The following is a 24404-nucleotide window of genomic DNA, read 5'->3' as shown; positions in this document are numbered from 1 at the left end:
TCGATACACGGGCAATGCCCGGCCGTACAGCGGTAGCGGCCGGGCTGCGCAGGGCGGGATCACCGCCCTGGCGGGCTTACTTCTTCGGTTCGGACTTGCTGTCGTAACGCTTGGTCCATTCGGCCAGGATGCGATCGCGGTTCTGCGCCGACCAGCGCAGGTCCTGCTTGATCAACAGCGATTCGTAATTGGCAGGGATATGGACATTGGGCTTGGCCACACCCGGATAGGCGACTACGGCGAAGTTCTTCTCGTAGAGCTCGTTCGCGCCCTTGGACGCAGCCCAGTCGGCCAGCTTCTTGGCGGCATCGAGGTTCTTGGTGCCCTTCATGATGGCCGTGGCTTCCACGTCCCAGCCCAGGCCTTCCTTGGGGAACACCAGATCGATCGGCGCTCCATCAACCTTGCTCTTGGCGGCGCGGTACTCGAACGAGATGCCGATGGGGAATTCACCGGTCGCCGCCTGTTTGCACGGCTTGGAGCCCGAATGCGTGTACTGGGCGATGTTCTGGTGCAGGCCGTCCATGTAGGTCCAGCCGCCCTGCTCGCCGAAGAGCTTGAGCCAGGCGGTCACATCGAAGTAACCGGTACCGCTGGAGGCCGGGTTCGGCATCACGATCTTGCCCTTGTACTCGGGGCGGGTCAGATCCTTCCAGCTTTCCGGCTTCTTGAGGCCCAGCTTGGCGGCTTCGACGGTATTGAAGCAGACAGTGGCACCCCACACGTCCATGCCCACCCAGGTCGGTGGGTTGGAATCATCGACATAGGCCTTGTTCAGCTTTTCCACGCCCTTAGGCGCGTAGGCCTGCAGCATGCCCTCCTTCTCCAGCACCAGGAGCGAGGAAGCGGCAACACCCATCACCACGTCCGCCTGCGGTGCGGCCTTCTCGGCCAGCAGCTTCGCGGTGATGATGCCGGTGGAATCACGTACCCACTTGATCTTGACGCCGGGCACGTCCTGTTCGAATTTTTCCTGGTAAGCCTTGAGTTGGTCCGCTTCCAGCGCGGTGTAGACGGTGAGCGTGGTATCGGCCCAGGCTTGCGCGGCGAAAACGGCGACGAGGCCGGCAGCGATACGGGTCAGGGTCTTCATGGGAAATCCTTCTCTCTCGTTGGGCTCGTCATCGAGCGAGTCGGATTCTAGGGAGCGAGTGTTACGGTGCTATGAACGTCTATACGTTTATCGTGATCATGTTCGAGCCAGCACAATGTCGAGGCGAGCGCCCGCCCCGTTCTGCTCAATGGCGATGGAACAGCACCTCGTGCCCGGCGTAGGCCATCTGCTGGGCCTTGCCCGCGCGGATGCGATCCCAGATCTTTTCATGGAAGAAGTATGCGACCGTGTTCACCATGGGCTCGACCAGCGCCAGCATGCTGGAAACACCGATGCTGCCAGTCAGCAAATAGGCCACGGTGAAGGCGACACTGAAATGGGTGACAGCGAAAGTGATGGTCTTGGTCATGATGCGCTCCTTGTTTGAGTTGATAATAATCATTCTCATCAATGTGAGGAAATTGATTGTTCTGACTGATTTGATTTTTAAAAACTATCAAACAAAGGAAATTTTTTAGCGATTGAATGTCAACAAAAAACCCCGGCCTCAGCCGGGGTTTTTTGTTTTGCGTACGCTCAGCCCAGGTAAGGATGGCGCAGCACGATGGTTTCCTCGCGGTCCGGGCCAGTCGAGATGATGTCGACCGGTGCCTCGCACACTTCGGCAATGCGTTCCATATAGGCACGGGCATTGGCCGGCAGATCTTCCCAGCGTTTCACGCCGAAAGTCGATTCTGTCCAGCCAGGCATCTGCTCGTATACCGGCTCGCAACGGGCGATTTCCTCGGCGCCGACCGGCAGGATATCGATCTTATGACCATCCAGCATGTAGCCGGTGCACAGGTTGATCGTCTCGATGCCGTCCATCACGTCGAGCTTGGTCACGCACAGGCCCGATACACCGTTGATCTGGATCGACCGCTTCAGCGCAGCAGCATCGAACCAGCCGCAGCGACGCGGGCGGCCGGTGACCGAGCCGAACTCGTTGCCGCGCTTGGCCAGGCCAGCGCCAACTTCATCGAACAGTTCGGTCGGGAACGGGCCGGAACCGACACGGGTGGTGTAGGCCTTTACGATGCCCAGCACGTATTGCAACATCTGCGGCGCCACGCCGGCACCCGGCGCGGCGGCACCCGCCACGCAGTTGGACGAGGTCACGAACGGATAGGTGCCGTGGTCGATATCAAGCAGCGTGCCCTGCGCACCTTCGAACAACAGCGGTGCGCCAGCCTTGTTGAGGTCATACAGCGTGCGCGACACGTCGGCCACCATCGGCTTGATGCGCTCGGCGTAGGCCAGCGTCTCGTCGTGCACCTTCTGGAAATCGACCGTTTCGGCCTTGAAGTAGTGCTTGAGCGCGAAGTTGTACCAGTCGAGGTTTTCCAGCAGCTTGGCGGCGAAACGCTCGGGGTGGTAGACATCCTGCAGGCGGATCGAGCGACGCGCGATCTTGTCTTCGTAAGCCGGGCCGATACCGCGACCGGTAGTGCCGATCTTCTTGTCGCCCTTGGCAGCTTCGCGTGCCTGGTCGATGGCAACGTGGTACGGCAGGATCAACGGGCAAGCCTCGGAGACCTTCAGCCGGCTGAACACATCGATGCCAGCAGCATCGAGTTCATCAATTTCCTTGAGCAGCGCTTCGGGCGAGATCACCACGCCGTTGCCAATGAAACAGGCCTTGCCCGGGTGCAGGATGCCGGACGGGATCAGGCGCAGTACCGTCTTCTTGCCGCCGACCACCAGCGTGTGACCCGCGTTGTGACCGCCCTGGAAGCGCACCACGCCCTGGGCGTGATCGGTCAGCCAATCCACGATCTTGCCCTTACCTTCGTCACCCCACTGGGTCCCGATCACGACGACGTTTCTGCTCATGGAAATCCTCGATTCAAACCTGATAAAGCCATTCAAAATCAATGACGCGGGCGCAGCATGGCACCCACGCCCGTATCCGTCAAACCGCGCTTGCAGCCACCACTTGCCAGCCGCCCTCGCCCGCTTCCAGCCTGCGATCACAACCGGCTTCAGCTGCCGCCACACCTAGATCGACCACCACCGTTTCCCCGGCCGTACGCAGCGCGCGGATCGCGGCGATCAGCGCCGGATCATCACCGCGCGGCGCCAGAATGGCGGGAGCATGGTCGGGGAACGGCAGACGGCTCATCTCGCGCAGGTCGAGGCTGAAGCCAGTGGCCGGGCGCGAGCGGCCGAACTTCTCGCCGACGCGGTCATAGCGGCCGCCGCGTGCCACGGCGTTGGCAAAGCCATCGGCATAGGCGGCAAACACGAGGCCGGTGTGATAATCGCTGCTCTTCACTTCAGCGAGGTCAAAGCGCACCTTGATGCCGCGCACCGCCAGCGCCGCTTCCAGCTGCGCCAATGTATCGAGCGCAGCTGCCACCTCTGCCAATGCCGGCAGGCTGGCGCGGGCACGTGCCAGCACTTCGCCGCGGCCATACAGCGTTGGCAGCGCAGTGAGCCCGGCGGCGATCTCGGCCGGCAGACCGACGCACACCGCCTTGAGCGTGGGCACGTCCTTCTGCTGCAGCGCGGCGAACACCGCATCGCGTCGCTCGCCAGCAAGCCCGGCAGCATCGGCGAGCGTGTGGAACAGGCCGATGTGGCCGATATCCAGGTGCACGTCAGTCAGCCCAGCCAGCGCCAGGCTTTCGAACATCAGCTCGATCACCTCGACATCGGCCGCGACATCGGCGCAGCCGTAAAGCTCGGCGCCGATCTGGCGCGGCTCGCGCGTCGACAGGATGCCATCCGGACGGGTATTGACTACCGAGCCGGCATAGCACAGTCGGGTGACGCCCTGACGATTGAGGATGTGTGCATCGATGCGCGCCACCTGCGGCGTGATGTCGGCACGCAGGCCCATCTGGCGGCCAGTCAGTTCGTCGACCAGCTTGAAAGTCTTCAGATCAAGGGCAGGATCGTCGTGCAGGAACAGCGATTCCACGTATTCCACCAGCGGCGGCATTACCAGTTCATAGCCATAGCGGCCGAACAGGTCGAGCATGCTGCGGCGCATGGTTTCGATCTGGCGCGCTTCGCGCGGCAGTACGTCGGAGATGTTTTCCGGCAGGATCCAGTTACGCATGGGGTACTTTTCAAACAAAGGCCCGAAGGTGCGGGGCACCATCGGGCGCAGCGGATTTCAACAAACGGTTAGTGTACGGCGAGCGCGAGCGCGAGGCCAGTCATCAGCGCGGCAAAGCCAAAAATTCTGACTTGCCGGTCGGACAGGCGGGTGACCTGGCTCATCGCGCGCTTCCACAAGGCAGGCGCAGCAAACGGCAGGATGCCCTCGAACACCAGCACGAGGGCAAACGCCAGCAACATCGTGTTGCTCACCGGCCAGCCGCCCGCGGATTCTTCATGTATTTGAAGAATTCGGCGCTCGGGTCGACGACCAACACGTCGCTCTTCTTGCGGAAGGAAGCCTTGTAGGCGTCCAGGCTCTTGTAGAAGGCGTAGAACTCGGGATTCTGGCCATAGGCGGCGCCGTAGATGGCGGCGGCCTGGGCATCGCCCTCACCCATCAGCTGCTGTGCCTTGTTGTAGGCATCGGCCAGCGTCACCTCGCGCTTGCGGTCGGCATCGGCCTTGATCTTCTCGGCCTCGGCGCTGCCTTCGGCGCGCAGCTGGTTGGCAACGGCCTTGCGCTCCGATTCCATGCGCTCGTACACCGAATTGAGCGTGCTGTCCTCGAGCTCGACCCGCTTGATGCGCACGTCGATCACCTTCACGCCGATGCGCTCGGCATCGGACGCGGCCACTTGGCGCACCTTGGCCATGACTTCCTCGCGCTTGCCGGAGATCACGTCCTGCACCGTGCGCTTGCCGAACTCGTCGCGCAGCATGTTGTTCACGGTGTTGCGCAGACGATCCTGCGCCTTGCGCTGGTCGGTACCGACCGCCTTGTAGAAGCGCTCGACATCGGCGATCTGCCACTTGATGTAGCTGTCAGCCCGCACGTTCATCTTTTCGATGGTCTGGATACGCGCCGGCGCATCACCATCGATGGTCTGGATACGCTTGTCGAAGTAGCGCACTTCCTGCAGCAGCGGGATCTTGAAGTTGAGGCCAGGTTGATCGATCACGCGGCGTGCTTCCGAGAACTGGAACACGACGGCAAACTTGCGCTGGTCGACGGTGAAGCAGGCCAGACTCAGAATGAACAGGCCCACCAGAATGACGGCGAGCGTCGGCAATATGCGATTCATGTCGGCGCCTCCTTATCGACCAAACCGTTCGCCACGATCCGGCTGGACCGCTGCGGCAGGTGCCGGTGCCGGCACCGGGGTGGGCGCGGCAGCTGGCGGCGCATCGGTCGCGGTCTGCTGCATCAGCTTGTCGAGCGGCAGGTACAACAGGTTGCCGCTACCCTTCTGGTCGACCAGGATCTTGGTGGTGTTCTGGAATATCTGCTGCATGGTGTCGAGATACATGCGGTCACGCGTGACCTGCGGGGCCTTGGCGTATTCGGCGGCGACGGACTTGAAGCGCGCGGCATCACCCTCGGCCTGCGCCACCACCTTCTGCTTGTAGCCCTTGGCTTCTTCCATCAGGCGCGCGGCAGCGCCCTCGGCCTTCGGAATCACATCGTTGGCGTAGCCGGTGCCTTCGTTGATCAGGCGCTGCCGATCCTGCCGGGCCTTCACGGCGTCGGCAAATGCGGTCTGTACCTGCTGCGGCGGCTGCACGTCGGAGATGTTCACCCGGGCGATCTGCACGCCGGTACCGTAGCGGTCCAGCAGCTCTTGCATCAGCTTCTTGGTTTCCTCGGCGATCTGACCACGGCCCTCGTTCAGCACGTAATCGACGTTGCTCTTGCCGACCACTTCGCGAATCGCAGTCTCTGCGGCTGGCTTGACCACGAGGTCGCGCCCTTCCTGGCCGACGTTCACGTTGTTGAACGCGAAATCCTTGGCCGAGTTGAGCGTGTACTGCACTTCGAGCTGTACCTCGATCAGGTTCTGGTCGCCGGTCAGCATCATTGCTTCATCGCTGGAGCCTGCGGTCGCCGTGGTGCCGACTTCCAGGCTCTGGATTTCGGTCATGTTGACGATCTCGCGGCGTTCGATCGGCCACGGCAGGTGCCAGTGCAGACCGGGATTCTCGATCGTGCTCACCAGCTTGCCGAAACGCAGGATGACGGCGTTCTCACGCTCGTCGACCACGTAGAAGCCGGTCGCACCCCACAGCACCAGCAGCACGCCAAGGATGGCGACCACTCCGGTGGAACCGCCTGCGCCGCCATTGCCACGCGGGCCCGGCCGGCCGCCGAACAGGCCACCGATTTTCTGGGAGAACTTGCGGAAGATTTCGTCGAGATCGGGCGGGCCGTCGTTATTGCGGCGACCACCCCATTGCGGGTCGTTCTGGCTCATGTACTGGTGTGTTCCTCGATGGGTAGGCTCATTGCCTCGACCACTGCGCTGCGCAGCAGATCCAGTCCTGTCCCGTTGATGGCACTGACGCGAACGGCGCGAATCTTACCATATTCGTCACGCTCCACATCGGGTGTAAGGTCCTTGAGGTCGATCTTGTTCCAGACCATCAGCTGCGGAATCCGTTCCGCGCCGATCTCAAGTAGTACCTTGTTCACCGCATCGACCTGCATATCGCGCAGCGGATGGTTCACGTCGACTACATGCAGCAGCAGGTCGGCGTGAATGGTTTCCTCCAGCGTGGCGCGGAATGCAGCAACCAGCGTATGCGGCAACGCCCGGATGAACCCGACGGTATCGGAGATGACCACCGAGTGCTCCGGATCAAGGAACAGCTTGCGGCTGGTGGTATCAAGCGTGGCGAACAGCTGGTCCGCCGCATAGGCGCGTGCCTTGGTCAGCGCGTTGAACAGCGTCGACTTGCCAGCGTTGGTATAGCCGACGATCGATACGGTGAACTGATGACTGCGCTCGCGGGCGCGGCGCTGCGTAGCGCGCTGCTTCTGCACGGTGGCAAGCTGCCCTTTGAGCCGCTTCACTCGCTCGCCGATCAGGCGGCGGTCGGTTTCCAGCTGCGTTTCACCCGGGCCCCGTAGACCGATACCGCCCTTTTGCCGCTCCAAGTGGGTCCAGCCTCGGATCAGCCGGGTCTGGATATGGGCAAGCTGCGCCAGCTCCACCTGCAGCTTGCCTTCGGCAGTGCGGGCGCGCTGGGCGAAGATATCAAGGATCAAGGTGGTGCGGTCGATCACCCGGCACTGCACCAATCGCTCCAGATTGCGTTCCTGCGCCGGCGACAGCTGGTGGTTGAAGATCACCAGCTCGGCCTGGTTGGCCCGCACTGTCTCGGCGATCTCCTCGGCCTTGCCACTCCCTGCGAAATAAGCAGGATCGGGCCGCCCGCGCTTGCCTTCGATTACGACCAGCGCCTTGACGCCGGCCGATTCGACCAGTTGCACGAACTCCTCGACTCCATCGCGGTAGTCCGGCTCGCCAAAATCGAGGCAGACCAGCACGGCGCTGTCGCCGCCCTGATGACGTTCAAACATGAGTCAGGCAGAACTCCAAAATGAACAAGGCCCCGGAATGCCTTCCGGGGCCCTGGAAATCACAGGCCGATCAGGCTTCGGCAGCAGGCGCGGTGGCCGGCGGTGCTTCGTGCGGGATCGAAACCGGACGCGACGGCACGACGGTGGAGATCGCGTGCTTGTAAACCATCTGCGTCACATTGTTGCGCAGCAGCACCACGTATTGGTCGAACGACTCGATCTGGCCTTGCAGCTTGATGCCGTTGACGAGGTAGATATAGACCGGAACGTGCTCTTTGCGCAGGATGTTGAGGAACGGGTCTTGCAGCATTTGCCCCTTGGCGCTCATTGTCTTGTTCTCCGATGCGTTTGTTATGTTTGAAACCCAATCTTATCGAGCTTTAAACGGCATCTTACGCTGTTAGTATAAAAGCCGCCAGACACCGATCATCATTCAACGTCCACGCATTTTGCTGCGCGGATTGGGCTTTGCGCGGGGTTTGTCCTGCGTATCGAAAGGATTTTCACCACGCTTGAACTGCACCTGCAGCGGCGTGCCCTGCAGCTTGAACGTCTTCATGAAACAGTGCTCAAGGTAGCGCCAGTAAGAAGCCGGCACCTCGTCAAGCGCGTTACCGTGGATCACGATCACTGGCGGGTTGCTGCCCCCCTGGTGCGCATAGCGCATCTTGGGGCGGACCTTGCCGGAGATCGGCGGTTGCTGACGCTCGATCGCAATCTGCAATGCACGTGTCAGCTTCGGCGTCGGGATCTTGATCATCGCCGCCTCGTACGCCGCGTCGATGGACTTGAACAGATCAGCCACGCCTTGTCCTGCCAAAGCAGAGATATAGTGGAATCGCGCAAATTCAAGGAAGCCGAGCTTGCGTGAAATTTCACGCTTGATCCGATCGCGTTGCTCGGTATCCGCCGCTTCCCACTTGTTCACTGCCACCACCAACGCGCGGCCCGTTTCCAGCACGAAGCTCGCTACCTTGGCATCCTGATCCGACACCTCCTGCGTCGCATCGAGCACCAGCACCGCCACATTGGCATCCTCGATTGCCTGCATGGTCTTGATCACCGAGAACTTCTCGATTATCTCGGTGACCTTGCCACGCCGACGCACGCCGGCGGTATCGATGATAGTGTACTGCTGGCCGCCACGCTCGAAATCGATGTAGACCGAGTCGCGGGTGGTACCCGGCTGGTCGAACGCGATCACGCGCTCCTCGCCCAGCACCGCATTTACCAACGTGCTCTTGCCGACGTTGGGCCGGCCGACAATGGCAAACTTGGGGTGATCGGCTTCCTCGTCCTCGACCGGGACTTCGAAGCGCTCGAGCACCTCGTTGATCAGGTCGCGTACACCTTCGCCATGGCTACCGGAAATCGCCACCGGATCGCCGAGGCCCAGCTCGAAGAAATCGGCCGTGACCACGCCGCGGTTCATGCCCTCGACCTTGTTGACCGCCACCCATACCGGGCGATCGGTCTGGCGCAGACGCTGGGCGATGATCTTGTCCTGCGGCGTGATGCCGACGCGACCGTCGACGATGAAGACGATGGCATCGGCCTCGTCCACCGCCTGCAGCGTCTGGCGCGCCATCTCGAACATGATGCCTTCGTCCACCACCGGCTCAAAACCACCGGTATCAACGACAAAGTAAGGCTTCTCCCCGACCTTGCCGTGGCCGTAGTGACGGTCACGCGTCAGCCCCGGCTGGTCCGCAACGAGGGCGTCACGGGTCTTGGTCAGCCGGTTGAACAGCGTCGATTTGCCGACATTGGGTCGGCCGACGAGTGCGATGGTCGGTTTCATGCGAACTTCTTACTGCTTGAGTCCGAGCGCAAACACGCCGCCGGACTGGGTTTGAACAATGACGTGCTCGCCGAAGCGCTGCGGCAGCGCGGCGATGCGGTTGCCGTCGGTGGCGAGCTGGCCAACGAAACTGCCATCATCGACGGACAGAAAATGAACATAGCCTTCGTAGTCGCCCACGGCGACGGCATTGCCGATGCGAATCGGTGCACTGACGCGACGGGCGGCCAACTTGTCCTGACGCCACATGCTGCGGCCACTGCTGCGATCCAGCGCGCTGACGTTGCCCAGGTCATCGACGAGGTAGACCTGTTTGTCGTCGACGGCGATACCCGATGCGCTCGATGCCTCGCGCGACCAGGCCGGTGCGCCATTGCCGGCGTTGAGGCAGGCCACGCGACCTTGATAGGCCACTGCGCAGACCAGATTGCCACTGACCACCGGCGGCGACACGATGTCAGCCACGCGTTCGAGCTCGGTTGCGCCACGCGGTTGCGCCACTGGCGCATCCCACAGCGCCGTACCATCAGACAAGCGCAGGGCGACCAGACGACCACCAGCTAAGCCTGCGAACAGCACGCCGCGCTCGGCGACCATGGGGGCGAAATTGCGCAGGATCAGCGCCGGCATCTGCCGCTGGAACTGCCACTTACGGGCGCCATCCGCGGCGGAATAGCCGGTGATGCGACCGTCAGCGGTTCGCACCGCGACGATGCTGCCCGACACCAGCGGTGGAGCGATCACTTCGGTCGAGGCCTGGGTCTGCCACAGCAACTTGCCATCATAGTCGTAGGCAAACACCTTGCCCTTGATCGTGCCCACAGCAATGGTGCCGTCGCCGGCACCGACGCCACCGGCCACTTCGCCATCGAGCTCCACCTGCCAGCGGCGCGAGCCGGTCGCGAGGTCAACAGCCGACAACTGGTCCGGCGCACCGGCCACAACCAGCCGGTCGCCGGCCTGAGCCGGCAGGAAGCGGAAATCGGTCTTGCTGCCGGCATCGGCACGCCATGCCACCCGGGCGCCAACCTGATCAGCCACCGCAGGCAACGGCGACGGTTCCGGCAAATTGCTGGTCGCGCCGCAGGCGGCCAGCCACACCGGTGCGGCCAATGCCGCAGTGCGCAGGGTCCAGCGTACGGACTTCACGGACATATCAAACCTTTCCGAGTGCATCGAGTTTCACTTGCACGAACTGCACATTGGGGGCGTCCTTCGGCAGCTTGGCAAGCGCGGACTTGTAGGCTTCGACGGCACCTTTGGCGTCGCCCTTCTCCACCAGCACATCACCACGCAGCTCCTGCACCAGTCCGGCAAAGCCTTCGGTCTCGGCGGCGGTCAGCGTCTTCAGCGCGGCGTCGGCCTGTTTCTGGTCGAGCTGCACCGCGGCCAAGCGCAGGCGGGCTGCATCACGCAGCTCGGCTTCCTTGGCATTGGCGATCGCCCAGGTCAATTGCGATTCGGCATTCTTCAGGTCGCCTGCGTCGAAACTCGCCTTGGCGGCGAACAGTGCGGCGCGTGGCGCATAGGCGGTGCCAGCGTAGTCACGCTTCAACGCGTCGGCTTCGGCACGCACCTTGGCGGCATCGCCCTGCAGGACTTCGAGCCGGCCGTAGATCTCGGCAGCGGCAGCGGCCTGACCCTGCTGGTAATGCTTCCAGCCCTGCCAGCCGGCGAGGCCGACGAGACCGGCCACCACGGCCAGCGCCAGATACTTGCCCCAGCTGTGCCACCAAGCCTTGAACTCGGCGATCTGTTCCTGTTCCTGAAGGTCGAATGCCATCTTGTTGTCCGTTATCTAACAGTCAAGGGATAGAAAGTAGCGATTATGCCCGAATTCGTGCGGCAAGCTCAGCCAGCGGCACGGTGACTTGTTCACCAGCGCCCTCACCCGATAGCTGCTTGAGGTTGGCGTTGCCGGCTTCGGCCTCGGCATCGCCGATCACCACGGCAAAGCGGGCGCCGCTGGCATCGGCCTTCTTGAACTGGGACTTGAAGCTGCCACCGCCCGCATGCAGCACCACCTTGAGCCCGGCCACGCGCAACTGGCGCGCCAGCGCGAAGGCTACGCGATCAGCGGCCTCGCCCTGATGGACCAGATAGACATCGGGTATCTGAGCCGGCATCGCGACGCCTTCGGCCTCCAGCAGCAGGATCAAGCGCTCGATGCCGATGGCAAAGCCGACACCGGGGCACGGCTTGCCACCCAGCTGCTCGACGAGACCATCGTAACGACCGCCCGCGGCGACCGTTGCCTGCGCACCAAGCTTGCCGGTCGTCCACTCGAACACCGTGCGGTTGTAGTAGTCGAGACCACGCACCAGCCGATGGTTGATGCTGTAGGCGATGCCGACGCTATCCAGATAAGCCTTCACGCCATCGAAATGCGCACGTGATGCCTCGCCGAGGAAGTCAGCCAGCTTGGGCGCGCCTTCGGCCATCGCCTGCAGCGCCGGGTTCTTGGTGTCGAGCACACGCAGCGGGTTGGTATAGAGCCGGCGCTTGCCGTCCTCGTCGAGGACGTCGGCATACTGCTCCAAGTAGGCAATCAGCGCTTCGCGATGTGCGGCGCGCTCGGCAGCGTCGCCCAGCGTGTTGAGCTCCAGCGTCAGGTCCGTCAGGCCGAGGCGCTGCCACAGATCGGCCAGCATCACGATCATCTCGGCATCGACATCGGGCGTCTCGAAACCGAAGGCTTCGACGCCGACTTGGTGGAACTGGCGGTAACGGCCCTTCTGTGGACGCTCGTGGCGGAACATTGGTCCGGTGTACCACAGCCGCTGTGTCTGGTTATACAAGAGGCCATGCTCGATGCAGGCACGCACGCATCCGGCGGTGCCTTCGGGGCGCAGCACCAGCTGCTCGCCATTGAGGCCATCCTCAAACGCGTACATTTCCTTCTCGACGATGTCGGTATGCTCGCCGACGCCACGCACGAACAGCGCGGTCGATTCGACGATGGGCGTGCGGATCTGGTTGTAGCCGTAGGCGGCGAGCCAGTCGCGGACCACGCCGTCGAAATACAGCCACGCGGTGGTCGGCAGCGGCGCATCCTTGGTCGCGATCGGCAGCGCGTCGTTCATGCCGCGGATGCCTTGTATGGTTTTGCTCATGGAATCGGTTCGGAAAAGGGAAAGATGAGGCGCGGAGCGGTGCACCGCTCCTGCGCGGATCACACCGGTTGCAACGGGATGGTCTTGGCGGCGACGCCCTCGCGGCGCTTGCTGCCGCCTTCGCCGTAGCGTGTCTGTACATAGTGCTCGACGATGGCCTGGAACTCCTCGGCTACTCGCTCTCCCTTGAGCGTCACGTCCTTCTGGCCATCGACGTATACCGGACAGACCGGCACTTCGCCGGTGCCTGGCAGCGAGATGCCGATGTCGGCCAGCTTGGATTCGCCTGGGCCGTTCACCACACAGCCCATCACCGCCACCTTCATTTCCTCCACGCCCGGGTACTGCTCACGCCATACCGGCATCTTGTGCCGCAGGAAATCCTGGATATCGCGCGCCAGCTCCTGGAACACGGTCGAGGTAGTACGGCCGCAGCCGGGGCAGGCCACCACCATAGGCGTGAAGCTGCGCAGCCCCATGGTCTGCAACAGTTCCTGCGCCACCACCACTTCCTTGCAGCGATCGCCGCCTGGCTCAGGGGTCAGCGAAATGCGAATGGTGTCGCCCAGACCTTCCTGCAGCAGCACGCCGAGCGCTGCGCTGGAGGCGACGATGCCCTTGGAACCCATGCCGGCCTCGGTTAGGCCCAGATGCAGCGGAAAATCGCAGCGACCGCCCAGATCGCGGTAGACGGCGATCAAGTCCTGTACCAGCGAGACCTTGCACGACAGGATGATCTTGTCCGGGCTCATACCCCAGCCGATGGCCTGTTGTGCCGAATCGAGCGCCGAGCGGATCAGCGCTTCGCGCATCACGGCCTCGACCGGCAGTGGCTGTGCCAGCTGCGCATTCTCGTCCATCAGCTTGGTGGCCATCGCCTGATCGAGCGAGCCCCAGTTCACGCCGATTCGCACCGGCTTGTCGTATTTGATCGCCGTTTCGATCATGAAGGCGAACTTCTCGTCGCGCTTGCTGCCTTTGCCCACATTGCCCGGATTGATCCGGTACTTGGCCAGCGCCTCGGCGCAATCCGGGTAATCACGCAACAGACGATCGCCATTGAAGTGGAAGTCGCCCACCAGTGGCACCTTGCAACCCCAGTTCTCCAGCTTGGCCTTGATGGTAGCGACCTGAGCGGCAGCCTCGGCACTGTTGACGGTGATGCGCACCATCTCCGAGCCCGCCCGCCACAGCTCGAACACTTGGCGTGCCGTGCCTTCGGCGTCGGCGGTGTCGGTATTGGTCATCGATTGCACGACGACGGGATGGTCGCTGCCGACCCAGACATGCCCGATCTGGACCTGACGGGTCGCGCGACGCGCGTTTGCTTGGCTCATGGGTGCTCTACTTCAATTCGAATGTGGCAACGTTGACGTTGGTGTACTGCACCAGATCAACGGGCTGGCCCTTGAGGAACAGCCGGGTTTGCGGCGCGTTGCCAACCTTGATGCTGAATGGGCGCTTGCCAGTCACCGTACGCTCGCTGCCAGCCGGGATCACTTCGGACAACACTCGCTGACCGGTCGCGTCACGGACCTGCACCCAGGTTTCGCCCTGGGCGACAAAGCGCAGCTCATCACCACCGGCACTGGCCGGCGTCAATGTCGGCGTCACCGCCGCCGCCGGGCTCGCTGCTGCCACAATCGGCGCACTGGCGACGACCGCTGGGGCACTGGCGACCACCGACGATGCGGCGCTCGCCACCGTCAGCTCCGGCATCACCGCCACTTGGTTGGGCACGACGTCCAGCTGCGGGCTGACTGGCTGCTGCAGATACCACCAGACGCCGCCCACAACCGCAGCGAAGGTGGCAAGACCGACCAGTGCACCAGCGAAACCGCCGGAAGACGCCGACGAGATACCACCGCCGACGTTGAAACCGACCTCTTCCTTGACCGCGGGCAGCGCCGACTGCGGCCGCTCCTTGGGCAGCAGTTGTTCCAGATCGGTCAGCAGCGGGCCAGCATCCAGGCCTAGTAACTTGGCGTAGTTACGCACGAAGCCACGGGCAAAGGTATTGCCTGGCAGGCTTTCGAAATGGTCGATCTCGATCGCATCGATCTGCTTTTTACCCAGCTTGAGCTGGGCGCCGACCTGCTCCACGGTCAGACCCAGCTCCTCGCGCCGCGCACGCAGCCGACGGCCGACCCCTTGCGGCGGAACGGGCGCCGGAGCCGGCGTCGATTCGTAATGCTCGCTCATCAATGGTTCTCTAGCACCCGCCACCGGCTCAGTCGTACTTGCCGGTCAGCAGCTTGGTGGTTTCCAGCGAATCGGGAAAACGGTTCTTCAGTTGGGCAGCCAACTTGGCCTCGGCCTCGCGGTTACCGACGAGATGTTCGATGCGCACGCCCAGCCACAGCAGCTCGGCACTTTCGGGCAGGCGTTTTTGCAGGTCGATGAAATGGCGCTTGGCGGCGACCGGGTCGCCCAGCTTGAGACTCAGTTCGGCCAGCTGTACACGGGCCAGGATATTGTCCGGGCGCTGCTTGATCGCCCGCTCGAAATAATCGCGCGCGGCCTGGACTTCGCCCGCCTTCAACGCGCATTGGCCAGCGTTGACCAGGGTCTTGTCAGGCGTGGCGTAAAGCGGGTTCTTCAACGCGTTCATGTAGAAGGCGATGCCTTCCTGCGTCTGCCCCTGCTCGCACAGGAACCAGCCATAGTTATGGTTGATGTCCGGATCGTCCGGCGACAGCGACAAGGCGCGCTGGAACTGCTCCCTCGCCTTCTGCGGCTCCTTCAGCTCGGCGTAGATCAACCCGAGGATGTTGTTGGCGGCGGCGAAGCGGGGGTTGGCCGCGAGCGCCTTGTTGGCCTCGTCGATGGCTACCGCGTACTGGCCACGCTGGAAATAGCCCACCGCAAGCTGGGTACGGATCGAGGCAAGATCATTGTTGGGATTGGCCGCCACAGGCAGGATCGCCACACAGCACAGCAGCAAGCCCATGGCCCAACGGCCCCATGCCATCCACCCTTGCTGCATACCCTTCTCCCTTCAGCTACGGAACGTGATCGTCTGCGCGCCCTGGGCACGCTGCGTTCTCTTGGTGCGGTCCTTGACCTGGCCGGCCAACTGGCCGCAGGCGGCATCGATATCGTCGCCGCGCGTCTTGCGCACGGTAACGATGTAGCCAGCCTCGGCCACGATGTCGCGAAAGGCGAGGATAGCATCGCGCGACGAACGGTTGTAGCCCGAGTTCGGAAAGGGGTTGAACGGGATCAGGTTGATCTTGCACGGCACGTCGCGCACCAGCGCCACCAACTGGCGGGCATGCTCGGGCTGATCGTTGACACCTTCGAGCATCACATACTCGAAGGTGATGAAATCGCGGGGCGCTTTGTCCAGATAGCGATTACAGGCCGCCATCAGCTCGGCAAGCGGATACTTTTTATTGATCGGAACAATCTCGTCGCGCAGCGCATCGTTGGGTGCATGCAGGCTTACCGCCAGGGCCACCGGACAGGCATCGCGCAACCTGTCCATCGCCGGCACCAGCCCCGACGTTGACAGCGTGACGCGTCGGCGCGACAGGCCGTAAGCGTTGTCGTCCAGCATCAGCCGCAAGGCGGCGACCACGTTGTCGAAATTGGCGAGTGGCTCGCCCATGCCCATCATCACCACGTTGGAGACGATACGACCGTCTTCCTGCGCCGGCGCGCCGATCCGAGCCTGCTCGGCGGTAAGGCGGTTTTCCGCCCACCACAGCTGGCCGATGATCTCGCCCACCGACAGATTGCGGTTGAAGCCCTGCTTGGCGGTCGAACAGAACGAGCAATCAAGCGCGCAACCGACCTGGCTGGAAATGCACAATGTGCCGCGGTCATCCTCGGGGATGAACACGGTCTCGATGCCATTACCCACACCGACATCGAGCAGCCATTTCACCGTGCCATCGCTTGCCACGTGCTCGGCCAGCAGATCGGGCGATTTGACCAACGCCCCCGCGGCGAGCTTGCCGCGGAAGGTCTTGGCAATATCCGTCATCTGCTCGAAATCAGCCACGCCGCGCTGGTGGATCCACTTCAGCAGCTGCTTGGCGCGAAATGGCTTCTCGCCATACTCCACCATCAGCGCCGCAAGAGCATCAGCATCGTAATCGAGCAGGTTGACGGACATTTCTTTACTCCATGACAAGCCCCGAAGGGCCTGTGCTTAGCGACCGCAGATCTCGGAAGCGGCGAAGAAGTAGGCCACTTCTATCGCGGCATTCTCGGCACTATCCGAACCGTGCACGGCATTGGCATCGATCGAATCGGCGAAATCGGCACGGATGGTGCCCTTGTCGGCCTTCTTCGGATCGGTCGCGCCCATCAGTTCGCGGTTCTTCAGCACGGCGTTCTCGCCTTCCAGCACCTGGATCACCACCGGGCCGGACACCATGAAGCTGACCAGATCATTGAAGAACGGGCGCTCCTTGTGCACGGCGTAGAAGCCTTCGGCTTCGGCGCGCGACAGTTGCTTCATCTTGGCTGCGACCACCTTGAGGCCGGCCGATTCGAAGCGATCGTAGATCTTGCCGATCACGTTCTTGGCAACTGCATCGGGTTTCACGATCGACAGCGTGCGTTCAATAGCCATGTTGACTCCAGTAGTGTGTGACGGTTCAGTTGGGTAAAGCGGGAAATCGTTGCGGCTCGCCGCGAAACTACGTTAGCCTCGCTGGGGATGCCGACAGCCCGGACCAGCGCCGAGCCAAGTTAGCCGAGTATTATAACAAACTTGCACTTACCGCGGCAGATGAGCGAAGGACAAGACCCCGTATTGCGCGACGCAGAGCAGAATCGGCTCAAGGAGCAGGTGTTCTGGCGGCTCGGCATCGCCGCCGGTCTGATCGTCATCATCCTGTCCGGCATTTATCTGCTGGACCGCCCGCAGGCGCCAACTCCACCACCGCAGCGCGCCGTCACTCCGCACATCGCATCAGCGCCGCAGGCCATCGCCTCCGCGCCGGCGTCCGCCCCTGAAGCCGCCAGCAGCGTTGCCAGCGCCCCTCGGCCGGCGTCCGCTCCGGCTGCCGAGCCGACCGGCACGCCCACACCGGCCCCAAGCCCAGCCACTGCCCCCACGCCACAACCGAGCCGCCTCCCTGCTGTGACGGCCGCAGCGCCGCCTGCAGCCACGCCCCGTCCGATCGCGAATGTGCCGCCATTACGACCAGCGCCGACCATCTCTCCCACCGTGCATACGGCACCCACCGTCAAACCGCTGGTTGTACCCACGCCGCGCGAGGTGACGGTACAGGCCGGGGTATTCCTGCATGCCGACAACGCGGAAAAGCTGCTGCGCCAGCTGCAATCCGCCGGACTACCGGCCTATCTGGAAACACGCGTACAGCTCGGGCCGTTCAAGACCCAGGCCGAAGCCGATGCCGCAGCACGCAAGTTGCGTACGCTCGGCATCCAGCCGGTGATCCAGCCCGCCCAGTAGAGGTGATTACGCATGAAAAAGGCGCCGCAAGGCGCCTTTTTTGCAAGCAGAACGGCCTCAGGCCAGCCACGGCACCAGCTGCGGCGCGTACTGCTGGCGCTGCTTGGTGGCCTCGCCCATCAGCACCAGCCCGACCAGCCTGCCTTCTGCATCGACATGACGAGCCAGCAGCGCTGCCTCGTCCGCCTCCACCTGCCAGATTGCCTCCGCCACACCCAGGGCGGGCGACACCACGGTTGGGCAAGCGGGGGTCTTCACCACCACTGGCATGGCCGGGTAGCCAAGCGTCGTCGCATTGCCGGCCAGCCCCGCAGCCAAAGTACGGGCCTGCTGCATGATGGGCATGACGAAAGGCAGGCTGAGCCCGGCCACCTCGGCACAATCACCGAGCGCGTAGACGTGTGGCGCGCTGGCCTGCAGGCCGCGATCGACCACGATGCCATGTGCAACCGCCAGCCCGGCTGCCTCAGCCAAGGCCACACGTGGGCACAAACCCACCGCAGACAGCACCAACCCAGCCTGCAGCACTTCTCCATCATCGAGCTCGACGGTGTAGCCATCATCGCCCGCCAGGACTGCCATGGCGGAGCGACCGAGCCGGAATGCAACGCCAGCGGCAGCCAGCCGCTCCTGCAGCCACTGCCCTGCCTGCTGCGGCACCAGCCGCGACAGCGGCCAGCCAGCCGGGTCGATGACGACCGGCTCGATACCGCGCGCCAGTAGATCATTGGCGAACTCGCAACCGATCAGGCCGGCGCCGAGGATCACCACTCGCCGCACACCATCCAGCCGCTCGGCAAATCGGGCGTAGTCGTCCAGATCGTTCACCGACAACACATCGCCTGCAGCACTGCCAGCCAGCGACAGCCGAATCGGATCGGCGCCAAGCGCCAACACCAGATCGCGCCAAGCCAGCGTGGTGCCGTCATCGAGCTGCAGCGAGCGTGCTGCTGCATCGACCGAGACGACCTCGCGACGGACCAGGATGGTGGCATTCAGCTCCTCAGCCATCTTTTCTACCGGTTTCATCACCAGCGACTGCGGCGTCTTGTTGCCAGCCAGTGCATTCGACAGCATGGGCTTGGAATAGAAACCGCCACCGTCGCGAGTGACGATGGTCAGCGGGGTCGAGGAATCGAGCTTGCGGAACTCGCGCGCGCAGTTGTAGGCGGCAAGGCCAGCGCCGACGATGACAACGGGGTCGGACATGGGTACTCCGGATTCAGTAGGAAAAGATCAGGCGCTGGCCGTTGCTTCGGGCAGGTATTCGACACCAGGCAATGGAGCCGCCAGCACGGCCTGACGCACTGCGCCCACGGCTGCGGCGCGCGGGAAGTTCTTGCGCCACGCCAGCACCACGCGACGGGTCGGCACCGGCTCGGCGAACGGGCGTATGGTGAGCAGCGCGTCGTCAGCCGTGGTCACCGAGGTGATCGGCAGTACCGTCACGCCGATACCACCAGCCACCATATGGCGGATGGTGGTCAGCGAAGAACCCTGCAAGGTACGCTGCAGGCTGCTGCCGGCCGACACCGATTCGCGGTTGAGATCCGGGCAGGTCTGCAGCACATGGTCGCGAAAGCAGTTGCCCGGCGACAGCAGCAGCACGTTCTCCTCGGAGAGCTGCTCCGAATCGACCACGTCCTGACGCTCCCAAGCGTGGCCCTTCGGCGTAGCGACAACGAAGGGTTCGTCGTACACCGCCTGGGTGACGATGCCGCTCTCGTGAAACGGCTCGGCGACGATGGCCACGTCGATCTCGCCCTGCTTCAGCATCTCCGCCAGCCGCGAGGTGTAGTTCTCTTCCAGCAGGATCTGCATCTGCGGCGCGCGTTCGCGTAGCGCCGGGATCAGGTGCGGCAGCAAATAGGGGCTGATGGTGTAGATCATGCCAAGGCGCAACGGCCCGGCCAGCGGGTCCTTGCCCTGCTCGGCCAGCTGCTTGATCACCTGCACTTCCTCGAGCACCGCCTGCGATTGCTCGACGATGCGCTCGCCGATCGGCGTCAGCGTCACATCGCCGGCCGAGCGTTCGAACAGCGTCACGCCGAGTTCGTCCTCCAGCTTTTTCACCGCCACCGACAGCGTCGGCTGCGAAACAAAGCAACTCGCCGCGGCACGGCCGAAGTGGCGCTCACGCGCCACGGCAACGATATAGCGCAGTTCCGTCAGCGTCATGCGCGCGCTCCCAGCTCGCGCCAACGCAAGCGGCACAGCACGAAAGTGATCGCCAAGAGCGTGATGCAAGTGAGCAGTGTCCAGATCGGCACCGATACGCCAAACAGCGTGAAATCCACCTGGCTGCAATCGCCCACCGGACGGATCAGCGCCACGAACCACTCCGGCCACCCGGGGGCATTCAGATCGATGGGGAACGGCAGGCTGGAACCGCAGGCGAGGCTGGGATCACGCGGGCCATATTGCAGTCGGATGTTCCAGGCCGCGGAACCCGCGCCAAACAGCGCCGCGGTGCTCAGCAGCGCGCCGACCACCGCCACGCCTGCCCGGCTGCGCGGCAACCAGATCGTGGCCAGCAGCGACACCAGTCCGAACGCGATCACCGCTAGCCGCTGGTAGACGCACATCAGGCACGGCATCACCCAGTTCACATACTGGTGATACAGCGCGAAGGCGATCATGCCGACGCACGCCAGGAACAACAGCAGAAAGGGCACACGCCAGCGCATTGGCACTCCCGATTGTTTTTTTCAATCGGCGATTGTAACGCGCTGGCCAGCGGACAGGAACTCGGTCAGGGCCGTACGCTGGACCATCGCATCGCGATAACCCAAGCGGATCAGCTGCCGCGTGTATTCGTGGTGAAACAACACGTAGCTCGCCACCACCGTGCCCTGGCGGCGGAACGCGCCAAGCCCGCTCAACATGAAGCGCAATCCGGGCGGAAAGGTGGAGCGGTGCGGCATGGCCAACCGTTCCAGCGGCCGGCTCGGCGTGATGCTGAACACCTCGATCGGCCGCAACCCCAACCGCACCCGTTCGGACTCCGGCAACAGGCCGACGGTACGGTTGATGCGGCGCACCCGTTCCAGATCAGCCTCCAGCCCATCAATGAAAATGCTGTCGAGCAGGTGCCCCGCCACCTGGGCAATCGGCGGATAAGCCACCACGCGTTCGCGCGGCGGCGGCTCCTCGCGCTGCGGCGCTACACCGATCACCAGCACCCGTTCCGCTCCCAGGTGGATGGCCGGGCTGATTGGCGCCACCTGTCGTACCGAGCCGTCGCCGAAGTATTCACGGTTGAGATGGGCAGCGGGAAAGACGAAGGGAATCGCGCTGGACGCCAGCAGGTGCTCGGCACCAATCTGTGTGCGGGTGCCGATGCGCTGGGCGCGCTGCCAGCCCTCCAGCGCATCGCAGCCCTGAAAGAAGCTGACCGACTGACCGGAGGTATAGCCCGATGCCGTGATTGCCAGCGCCCGCAGATACCCAAGCTGGATGCTACGGTCGATCCCGGCGAAATCGATCATGCGGCCGAGCAACTGCCCCAGTGGCCGGTTGTCGAGGAAGGAGCGCGGGTTGTACCGGCCCAGGCCACCGACCAGCAACGACACCACCCAGTGCGCGGCGCGCCCGAACAACGCCGGCATGCTAGCCCGATAGACCTGCTCCGGCGTGAGCTGTAACCAGGCGCGTGCCAGTTCACGCACCGCGTGATGGAAATCATCGGCGCCCGCAGCCAGTGCCGCGGCATTGATGCCGCCGGCCGAAGTGCCGCACAGGATGGGAAAGGGATTGCCGCTGTGGCGCGGGCTCAGCCGGGCAATGGCGAGCAGCACACCCACCTGGTAGGCCGCGCGAGCGCCACCGCCAGAAAGGATAAGTGCCGTACGCCCCGCGCACGGCGGCTGTCGCATGCCCATGATCCCCCCGTTTGCTGACTATCCTTCCTTACACGCTAGCGGGCAGCACGCTGGCATGCAATCGCCGTATGTCCTGCGGAGCCAACCGTAGCCTTGAAAGCAACAGACCGGTATAATCGATTTTTGCGCCCCGAGGATTGCGCCCCATGCGTATTGTTCAGAAAGCTCTGACCTTCGACGACGTCCTGCTCGTTCCCGCCCATTCCAGCGTCCTGCCCCGCGACGTTAGCCTCTCCACCCGCCTGACCCGCGACCTCCAGCTCAACCTGCCCCTGATCTCTGCCGCCATGGATACCGTGACCGAGGCCCGGTTGGCTATCGCCATCGCGCAGGAAGGCGGCATCGGCATCATGCACAAGAACATGCCGGCCAAGAACCAGGCGCAGGAAGTAGCCAAGGTCAAGCGTCACGAATCGGGCATCGTCAAGGATCCGATCACCGTCCGCCCCGAAATGTCGGTGCGCGACGTGCTCGCCATCACCCGCCAGCACAAGATTTCCGGCCTGCCGGTGCTCGACGCCAGCGGCCAAGTGGTCGGCATCGTCACCAACCGCGACATCCGCTTCGAATCGCGGCTCGATGCCCCGGTGGCGTCGATCATGACGCCCAAGGATCGCCTGGTCACCGTGAAGGAAGGTGCCAGCATCGACGAAGCGCGCGAGCTGATGCACACGCACCGCCTGGAGCGCGTGCTGGTCGTCGACGACGGCTTCCGCCTCAAGGGCCTGATCACCGTCAAGGACATCGTCAAGAAGACCGAGCATCCGAACGCCGCCAAGGATAGCCATGGCCGCCTGCTGGTCGGTGCTGCGGTCGGTACCGGTGGCGACACCGAGGAGCGCGCGGCACTGCTGGTCGAAGCCGGCGTCGACGTCATCGTCGTTGATACCGCGCACGGCCACAGCCAGGGCGTCATCGACCGTGTACGCTGGGTCAAGCGTACCTTCCCGCAGGTACAGGTGATTGGCGGCAACATCGCCACCGCCGCCGCCGCACTGGCGCTGGTCGAAGCCGGCGCTGATGGCGTCAAGGTCGGCATCGGCCCCGGTTCGATCTGCACCACCCGTATCGTTGCTGGCGTTGGTGTGCCGCAGATCTCCGCGGTCGCCAATGTCGCCGAGGCGCTTGCCGGCACCGGCGTGCCGCTGATTGCCGACGGTGGCATCCGCTTCTCGGGCGACATTGCCAAGGCGCTGGCTGCCGGCGCCCACTGCGTGATGCTGGGTGGCCTGTTCGCCGGCACTGAGGAAGCCCCGGGTGAAGTCGAGCTGTACCAGGGCCGCTCGTACAAGAGCTACCGCGGCATGGGTTCGCTCGGCGCGATGCAGCAAGGCTCGTCAGATCGCTACTTCCAGGAAGAGAACACCGCCAACGTCGAGAAGCTAGTGCCGGAAGGCATCGAAGGCCGCGTGCCCTACAAGGGCCCGATGACGGCCATTGTGCACCAGCTGGTTGGCGGCATCCGCTCGTGCATGGGCTACCTCGGCTGCGCCAGCATCGCCGACATGCACGCCAAGGCGGAGTTCGTGGAGATCACCTCGGCCGGCATCCGCGAATCGCATGTGCACGACGTGCAGATCACCAAGGAAGCGCCGAACTACCGGATGGAATGATCGCCCGGCCGTGCCACAGAGCCCCGCAGTCATGCGGGGCTTTTTCATGGCCGCTCAATCCAAACTGAAGGCCGTTTCACCAACGGATTGCCGTATCCAGTCGACGAACACGCGGATGCGCGCTGGCAGCAGGCCTGCGTGCGGATAGACCACATTGATCGGCTGCGCCGGTGCCAGACAGTCCGTCAGCAGCGGCACCAAGCGGCCGGCCCGGATGTGCTCCACGACTTGGTAACTGAGAAACTGGCCCAGCCCCAGGCCGGCAAGACAGGCCTCCAGCGCCGGCATACCCTGGTTGCATTCGAAATTGCCACTGACCGGTACCGCGCAAGGCTTGCCGCGCACCAGCAAGGACCAGGTCATCCGGCCATTGCCGGTGAAGCGGATGCAGTTGTAGCGCGCCAGCGCGTCCGGCGATTCGGGCGCGCCATGGCGCGCGACAAAATCCGGGCTGGCAACGACCAGCCGCTGCACCATGCCGATGGGGCGTGCCACCAGGGTCGAATCATCGAGCGGGCCGATACGGATGCCGACGTCGATCCCCTCCTCCAGCAAATTCGCCACCCGATCGAGCAACAACAAGCGGCATTGCATGGCCGGGTGCGCGACCAGAAAGCGCTGAATGGCCGGTGCCACATGCATCTGGCCGAACAGCACCGATGCCGTCACCGTGATCAGACCACTCGCCTGTGCGCGCCGGTCCTGCAGGCGATGCTCGGCGCCGTCGACTGCGGCCAGGATGTCGCGGCAGCTTTCCAGGTAAGCCTGCCCCTCCTCGGTCAGCGCCAGCCGGCGGGTGGTGCGATTGAGCAGCCGCACACCGAGGTGGTCCTCCAACTGCGCCAGCGTGCGCACCATCACCGGCAGCGACGAAGCAAGCGCCCGCGCCGCAGCAGTCAGGCTGCCGTGCTCGATGATGGCAACGAAGGTCTGCATCGCGCGCAGCTTGTCCATGGCAGCGCCTCGCTGGTTAGCCTTGGGTGGCCACCATGATTGATCCACATAA

The 24404-nt window shown here is 63.5% G+C and carries 25 protein-coding genes; 2 read left to right on the top strand and 23 right to left on the bottom strand.

Annotated elements, in window-relative coordinates:
- Positions 1–76: 76 nt before the first annotated feature.
- The 18 genes from FLM21_RS10105 to ndk form a co-directional block, all read right to left on the bottom strand.
- Positions 77–1093, bottom strand: a complete 1017-nt coding sequence (locus tag FLM21_RS10105) for a putative 2-aminoethylphosphonate ABC transporter substrate-binding protein (RefSeq protein ID WP_148715448.1) — start codon at positions 1091–1093, stop codon at positions 77–79.
- Positions 1094–1238: 145 nt separating this feature from the next.
- On the bottom strand, positions 1239–1463 hold the full coding sequence (locus FLM21_RS10100; protein WP_148715447.1) for a DUF2061 domain-containing protein: 225 nt from the start codon (positions 1461–1463) through the stop codon (positions 1239–1241).
- Between the two features lie 167 nt (positions 1464–1630).
- Positions 1631–2926 (bottom strand): adenylosuccinate synthase, encoded by a 1296-nt coding sequence (locus FLM21_RS10095; protein ID WP_148715446.1) that lies wholly within the window; start codon positions 2924–2926, stop codon positions 1631–1633.
- Between the two features lie 79 nt (positions 2927–3005).
- Entirely contained in the window at positions 3006–4157 is a 1152-nt protein-coding gene (locus FLM21_RS10090; RefSeq protein ID WP_148715445.1) for an ATP phosphoribosyltransferase regulatory subunit, read from the bottom strand.
- A 68-nt stretch (positions 4158–4225) separates the two neighbouring features.
- Positions 4226–4399 carry a DUF2065 domain-containing protein gene (locus FLM21_RS10085; RefSeq protein ID WP_246120866.1) on the bottom strand — a complete coding sequence of 58 codons (174 nt, stop codon included), beginning with the start codon at positions 4397–4399 and terminating at the stop codon, positions 4226–4228.
- A gap of 8 nt (positions 4400–4407) precedes the next feature.
- On the bottom strand, positions 4408–5283 hold the full coding sequence (hflC, locus tag FLM21_RS10080; protein ID WP_148715443.1) for a protease modulator HflC: 876 nt from the start codon (positions 5281–5283) through the stop codon (positions 4408–4410).
- Positions 5284–5295: 12 nt separating this feature from the next.
- Entirely contained in the window at positions 5296–6450 is a 1155-nt protein-coding gene (gene hflK, locus FLM21_RS10075) for an FtsH protease activity modulator HflK (RefSeq protein WP_148715442.1), read from the bottom strand.
- Entirely contained in the window at positions 6447–7559 is a 1113-nt protein-coding gene (gene hflX / locus FLM21_RS10070; RefSeq protein WP_148715441.1) for a ribosome rescue GTPase HflX, read from the bottom strand. The genes hflK and hflX overlap by 4 nt, the downstream gene beginning before the upstream one ends.
- A gap of 70 nt (positions 7560–7629) precedes the next feature.
- A complete protein-coding gene (hfq, locus tag FLM21_RS10065; RefSeq protein ID WP_148715440.1) occupies positions 7630–7887 on the bottom strand; it encodes an RNA chaperone Hfq in 258 nt (85 codons plus the stop codon).
- A gap of 105 nt (positions 7888–7992) precedes the next feature.
- Positions 7993–9360, bottom strand: a complete 1368-nt coding sequence (gene der, locus FLM21_RS10060; RefSeq protein ID WP_148715439.1) for a ribosome biogenesis GTPase Der — start codon at positions 9358–9360, stop codon at positions 7993–7995.
- Positions 9361–9369: 9 nt separating this feature from the next.
- Complete coding sequence (gene bamB, locus FLM21_RS10055) at positions 9370–10515, bottom strand: outer membrane protein assembly factor BamB (RefSeq protein WP_187360174.1); 1146 nt, start codon at positions 10513–10515, stop codon at positions 9370–9372.
- A gap of 1 nt (position 10516) precedes the next feature.
- Complete coding sequence (locus tag FLM21_RS10050) at positions 10517–11143, bottom strand: YfgM family protein (protein ID WP_148715437.1); 627 nt, start codon at positions 11141–11143, stop codon at positions 10517–10519.
- 43 nt (positions 11144–11186) lie between these two features.
- Positions 11187–12473: a histidine--tRNA ligase gene (gene hisS / locus FLM21_RS10045; protein ID WP_148715436.1), complete on the bottom strand. Its 1287-nt coding sequence runs from the start codon at positions 12471–12473 to the stop codon at positions 11187–11189.
- 59 nt (positions 12474–12532) lie between these two features.
- Positions 12533–13810 (bottom strand): flavodoxin-dependent (E)-4-hydroxy-3-methylbut-2-enyl-diphosphate synthase, encoded by a 1278-nt coding sequence (gene ispG / locus FLM21_RS10040; RefSeq protein ID WP_148715435.1) that lies wholly within the window; start codon positions 13808–13810, stop codon positions 12533–12535.
- Positions 13811–13817: 7 nt separating this feature from the next.
- The gene (locus FLM21_RS10035) at positions 13818–14675 is read right to left on the bottom strand and encodes a helix-turn-helix domain-containing protein (protein WP_148715434.1); all 858 of its coding nucleotides are present in this window, start codon (positions 14673–14675) and stop codon (positions 13818–13820) included.
- 28 nt (positions 14676–14703) lie between these two features.
- On the bottom strand, positions 14704–15459 hold the full coding sequence (pilW, locus tag FLM21_RS10030) for a type IV pilus biogenesis/stability protein PilW (protein ID WP_148715433.1): 756 nt from the start codon (positions 15457–15459) through the stop codon (positions 14704–14706).
- 12 nt (positions 15460–15471) lie between these two features.
- Entirely contained in the window at positions 15472–16593 is a 1122-nt protein-coding gene (gene rlmN, locus FLM21_RS10025) for a dual-specificity RNA methyltransferase RlmN (RefSeq protein ID WP_148715432.1), read from the bottom strand.
- Between the two features lie 36 nt (positions 16594–16629).
- Positions 16630–17055, bottom strand: coding sequence for a nucleoside-diphosphate kinase (ndk, locus tag FLM21_RS10020; RefSeq protein WP_148715431.1), 426 nt, complete (start codon positions 17053–17055; stop codon positions 16630–16632).
- Positions 17056–17214: 159 nt separating this feature from the next.
- Between ndk and FLM21_RS10015 the strand changes: the two genes are divergently transcribed.
- A complete protein-coding gene (locus FLM21_RS10015) occupies positions 17215–17904 on the top strand; it encodes an SPOR domain-containing protein (RefSeq protein ID WP_148715430.1) in 690 nt (229 codons plus the stop codon).
- A 57-nt stretch (positions 17905–17961) separates the two neighbouring features.
- Here FLM21_RS10015 and FLM21_RS10010 read toward each other — a convergent pair whose 3' ends face one another.
- Genes FLM21_RS10010 through FLM21_RS09995 form a run of 4 tightly spaced genes read right to left on the bottom strand, consistent with a single transcriptional unit; the run spans position 17962 to position 21779 of the window.
- Positions 17962–19113 (bottom strand): NAD(P)/FAD-dependent oxidoreductase, encoded by a 1152-nt coding sequence (locus FLM21_RS10010; protein WP_148715429.1) that lies wholly within the window; start codon positions 19111–19113, stop codon positions 17962–17964.
- 27 nt (positions 19114–19140) lie between these two features.
- Positions 19141–20082 (bottom strand): hydrogen peroxide-inducible genes activator, encoded by a 942-nt coding sequence (locus FLM21_RS10005; protein ID WP_148715428.1) that lies wholly within the window; start codon positions 20080–20082, stop codon positions 19141–19143.
- Entirely contained in the window at positions 20079–20591 is a 513-nt protein-coding gene (locus tag FLM21_RS10000) for a disulfide bond formation protein B (RefSeq protein ID WP_148715427.1), read from the bottom strand. Before FLM21_RS10000 ends, FLM21_RS10005 begins: the two co-directional genes overlap by 4 nt.
- Positions 20592–20612: 21 nt before the next feature.
- Entirely contained in the window at positions 20613–21779 is a 1167-nt protein-coding gene (locus tag FLM21_RS09995) for a patatin-like phospholipase family protein (RefSeq protein ID WP_222846813.1), read from the bottom strand.
- Positions 21780–21931: 152 nt separating this feature from the next.
- Between FLM21_RS09995 and guaB the strand changes: the two genes are divergently transcribed.
- Positions 21932–23398 carry an IMP dehydrogenase gene (guaB, locus tag FLM21_RS09990; RefSeq protein ID WP_148715425.1) on the top strand — a complete coding sequence of 489 codons (1467 nt, stop codon included), beginning with the start codon at positions 21932–21934 and terminating at the stop codon, positions 23396–23398.
- Between the two features lie 54 nt (positions 23399–23452).
- Here guaB and FLM21_RS09985 read toward each other — a convergent pair whose 3' ends face one another.
- Entirely contained in the window at positions 23453–24352 is a 900-nt protein-coding gene (locus tag FLM21_RS09985; RefSeq protein WP_148715424.1) for a LysR family transcriptional regulator, read from the bottom strand.
- Between the last annotated feature and the right edge of the window lie 52 nt (positions 24353–24404).

The sequence above is a fragment of the Chitinolyticbacter meiyuanensis genome (genome assembly GCF_008033135.1).
In the GTDB taxonomy this organism is placed as follows: domain Bacteria; phylum Pseudomonadota; class Gammaproteobacteria; order Burkholderiales; family Chitinibacteraceae; genus Chitinolyticbacter; species Chitinolyticbacter meiyuanensis.
The sequence above is the reverse complement of the archived record's forward strand: the minus strand, read 5'-3'. Positions and strand labels throughout refer to the sequence as shown.

Excerpts from the sequence above, each read along its gene's own strand:
- FLM21_RS10035 (WP_148715434.1), bottom strand. The coding sequence starts at position 14,675 with ATGAGCGAGCATTACGAATCGACGCCGGCTCCGGCGCCCGTTCCGCCG.
- FLM21_RS10090 (WP_148715445.1), bottom strand. The coding sequence starts at position 4,157 with ATGCGTAACTGGATCCTGCCGGAAAACATCTCCGACGTACTGCCGCGC.
- FLM21_RS09985 (WP_148715424.1), bottom strand. The coding sequence starts at position 24,352 with ATGGACAAGCTGCGCGCGATGCAGACCTTCGTTGCCATCATCGAGCAC.
- FLM21_RS09995 (WP_222846813.1), bottom strand. The coding sequence starts at position 21,779 with ATGCGACAGCCGCCGTGCGCGGGGCGTACGGCACTTATCCTTTCTGGC.
- ispG (WP_148715435.1), bottom strand. The coding sequence starts at position 13,810 with ATGAGCCAAGCAAACGCGCGTCGCGCGACCCGTCAGGTCCAGATCGGG.
- guaB (WP_148715425.1), top strand. The coding sequence starts at position 21,932 with ATGCGTATTGTTCAGAAAGCTCTGACCTTCGACGACGTCCTGCTCGTT.
- FLM21_RS10085 (WP_246120866.1), bottom strand. The coding sequence starts at position 4,399 with ATGTTGCTGGCGTTTGCCCTCGTGCTGGTGTTCGAGGGCATCCTGCCG.
- FLM21_RS10000 (WP_148715427.1), bottom strand. The coding sequence starts at position 20,591 with ATGCGCTGGCGTGTGCCCTTTCTGCTGTTGTTCCTGGCGTGCGTCGGC.
- der (WP_148715439.1), bottom strand. The coding sequence starts at position 9,360 with ATGAAACCGACCATCGCACTCGTCGGCCGACCCAATGTCGGCAAATCG.
- FLM21_RS10095 (WP_148715446.1), bottom strand. The coding sequence starts at position 2,926 with ATGAGCAGAAACGTCGTCGTGATCGGGACCCAGTGGGGTGACGAAGGT.
- hflX (WP_148715441.1), bottom strand. The coding sequence starts at position 7,559 with ATGTTTGAACGTCATCAGGGCGGCGACAGCGCCGTGCTGGTCTGCCTC.
- bamB (WP_187360174.1), bottom strand. The coding sequence starts at position 10,515 with ATGTCCGTGAAGTCCGTACGCTGGACCCTGCGCACTGCGGCATTGGCC.
- ndk (WP_148715431.1), bottom strand. The coding sequence starts at position 17,055 with ATGGCTATTGAACGCACGCTGTCGATCGTGAAACCCGATGCAGTTGCC.
- FLM21_RS10105 (WP_148715448.1), bottom strand. The coding sequence starts at position 1,093 with ATGAAGACCCTGACCCGTATCGCTGCCGGCCTCGTCGCCGTTTTCGCC.
- hflC (WP_148715443.1), bottom strand. The coding sequence starts at position 5,283 with ATGAATCGCATATTGCCGACGCTCGCCGTCATTCTGGTGGGCCTGTTC.
- hfq (WP_148715440.1), bottom strand. The coding sequence starts at position 7,887 with ATGAGCGCCAAGGGGCAAATGCTGCAAGACCCGTTCCTCAACATCCTG.
- hisS (WP_148715436.1), bottom strand. The coding sequence starts at position 12,473 with ATGAGCAAAACCATACAAGGCATCCGCGGCATGAACGACGCGCTGCCG.
- rlmN (WP_148715432.1), bottom strand. The coding sequence starts at position 16,593 with ATGTCCGTCAACCTGCTCGATTACGATGCTGATGCTCTTGCGGCGCTG.
- pilW (WP_148715433.1), bottom strand. The coding sequence starts at position 15,459 with ATGCAGCAAGGGTGGATGGCATGGGGCCGTTGGGCCATGGGCTTGCTG.
- FLM21_RS10005 (WP_148715428.1), bottom strand. The coding sequence starts at position 20,082 with ATGACGCTGACGGAACTGCGCTATATCGTTGCCGTGGCGCGTGAGCGC.
- FLM21_RS10015 (WP_148715430.1), top strand. The coding sequence starts at position 17,215 with ATGAGCGAAGGACAAGACCCCGTATTGCGCGACGCAGAGCAGAATCGG.
- FLM21_RS10100 (WP_148715447.1), bottom strand. The coding sequence starts at position 1,463 with ATGACCAAGACCATCACTTTCGCTGTCACCCATTTCAGTGTCGCCTTC.
- FLM21_RS10050 (WP_148715437.1), bottom strand. The coding sequence starts at position 11,143 with ATGGCATTCGACCTTCAGGAACAGGAACAGATCGCCGAGTTCAAGGCT.
- hflK (WP_148715442.1), bottom strand. The coding sequence starts at position 6,450 with ATGAGCCAGAACGACCCGCAATGGGGTGGTCGCCGCAATAACGACGGC.
- FLM21_RS10010 (WP_148715429.1), bottom strand. The coding sequence starts at position 19,113 with ATGTCCGACCCCGTTGTCATCGTCGGCGCTGGCCTTGCCGCCTACAAC.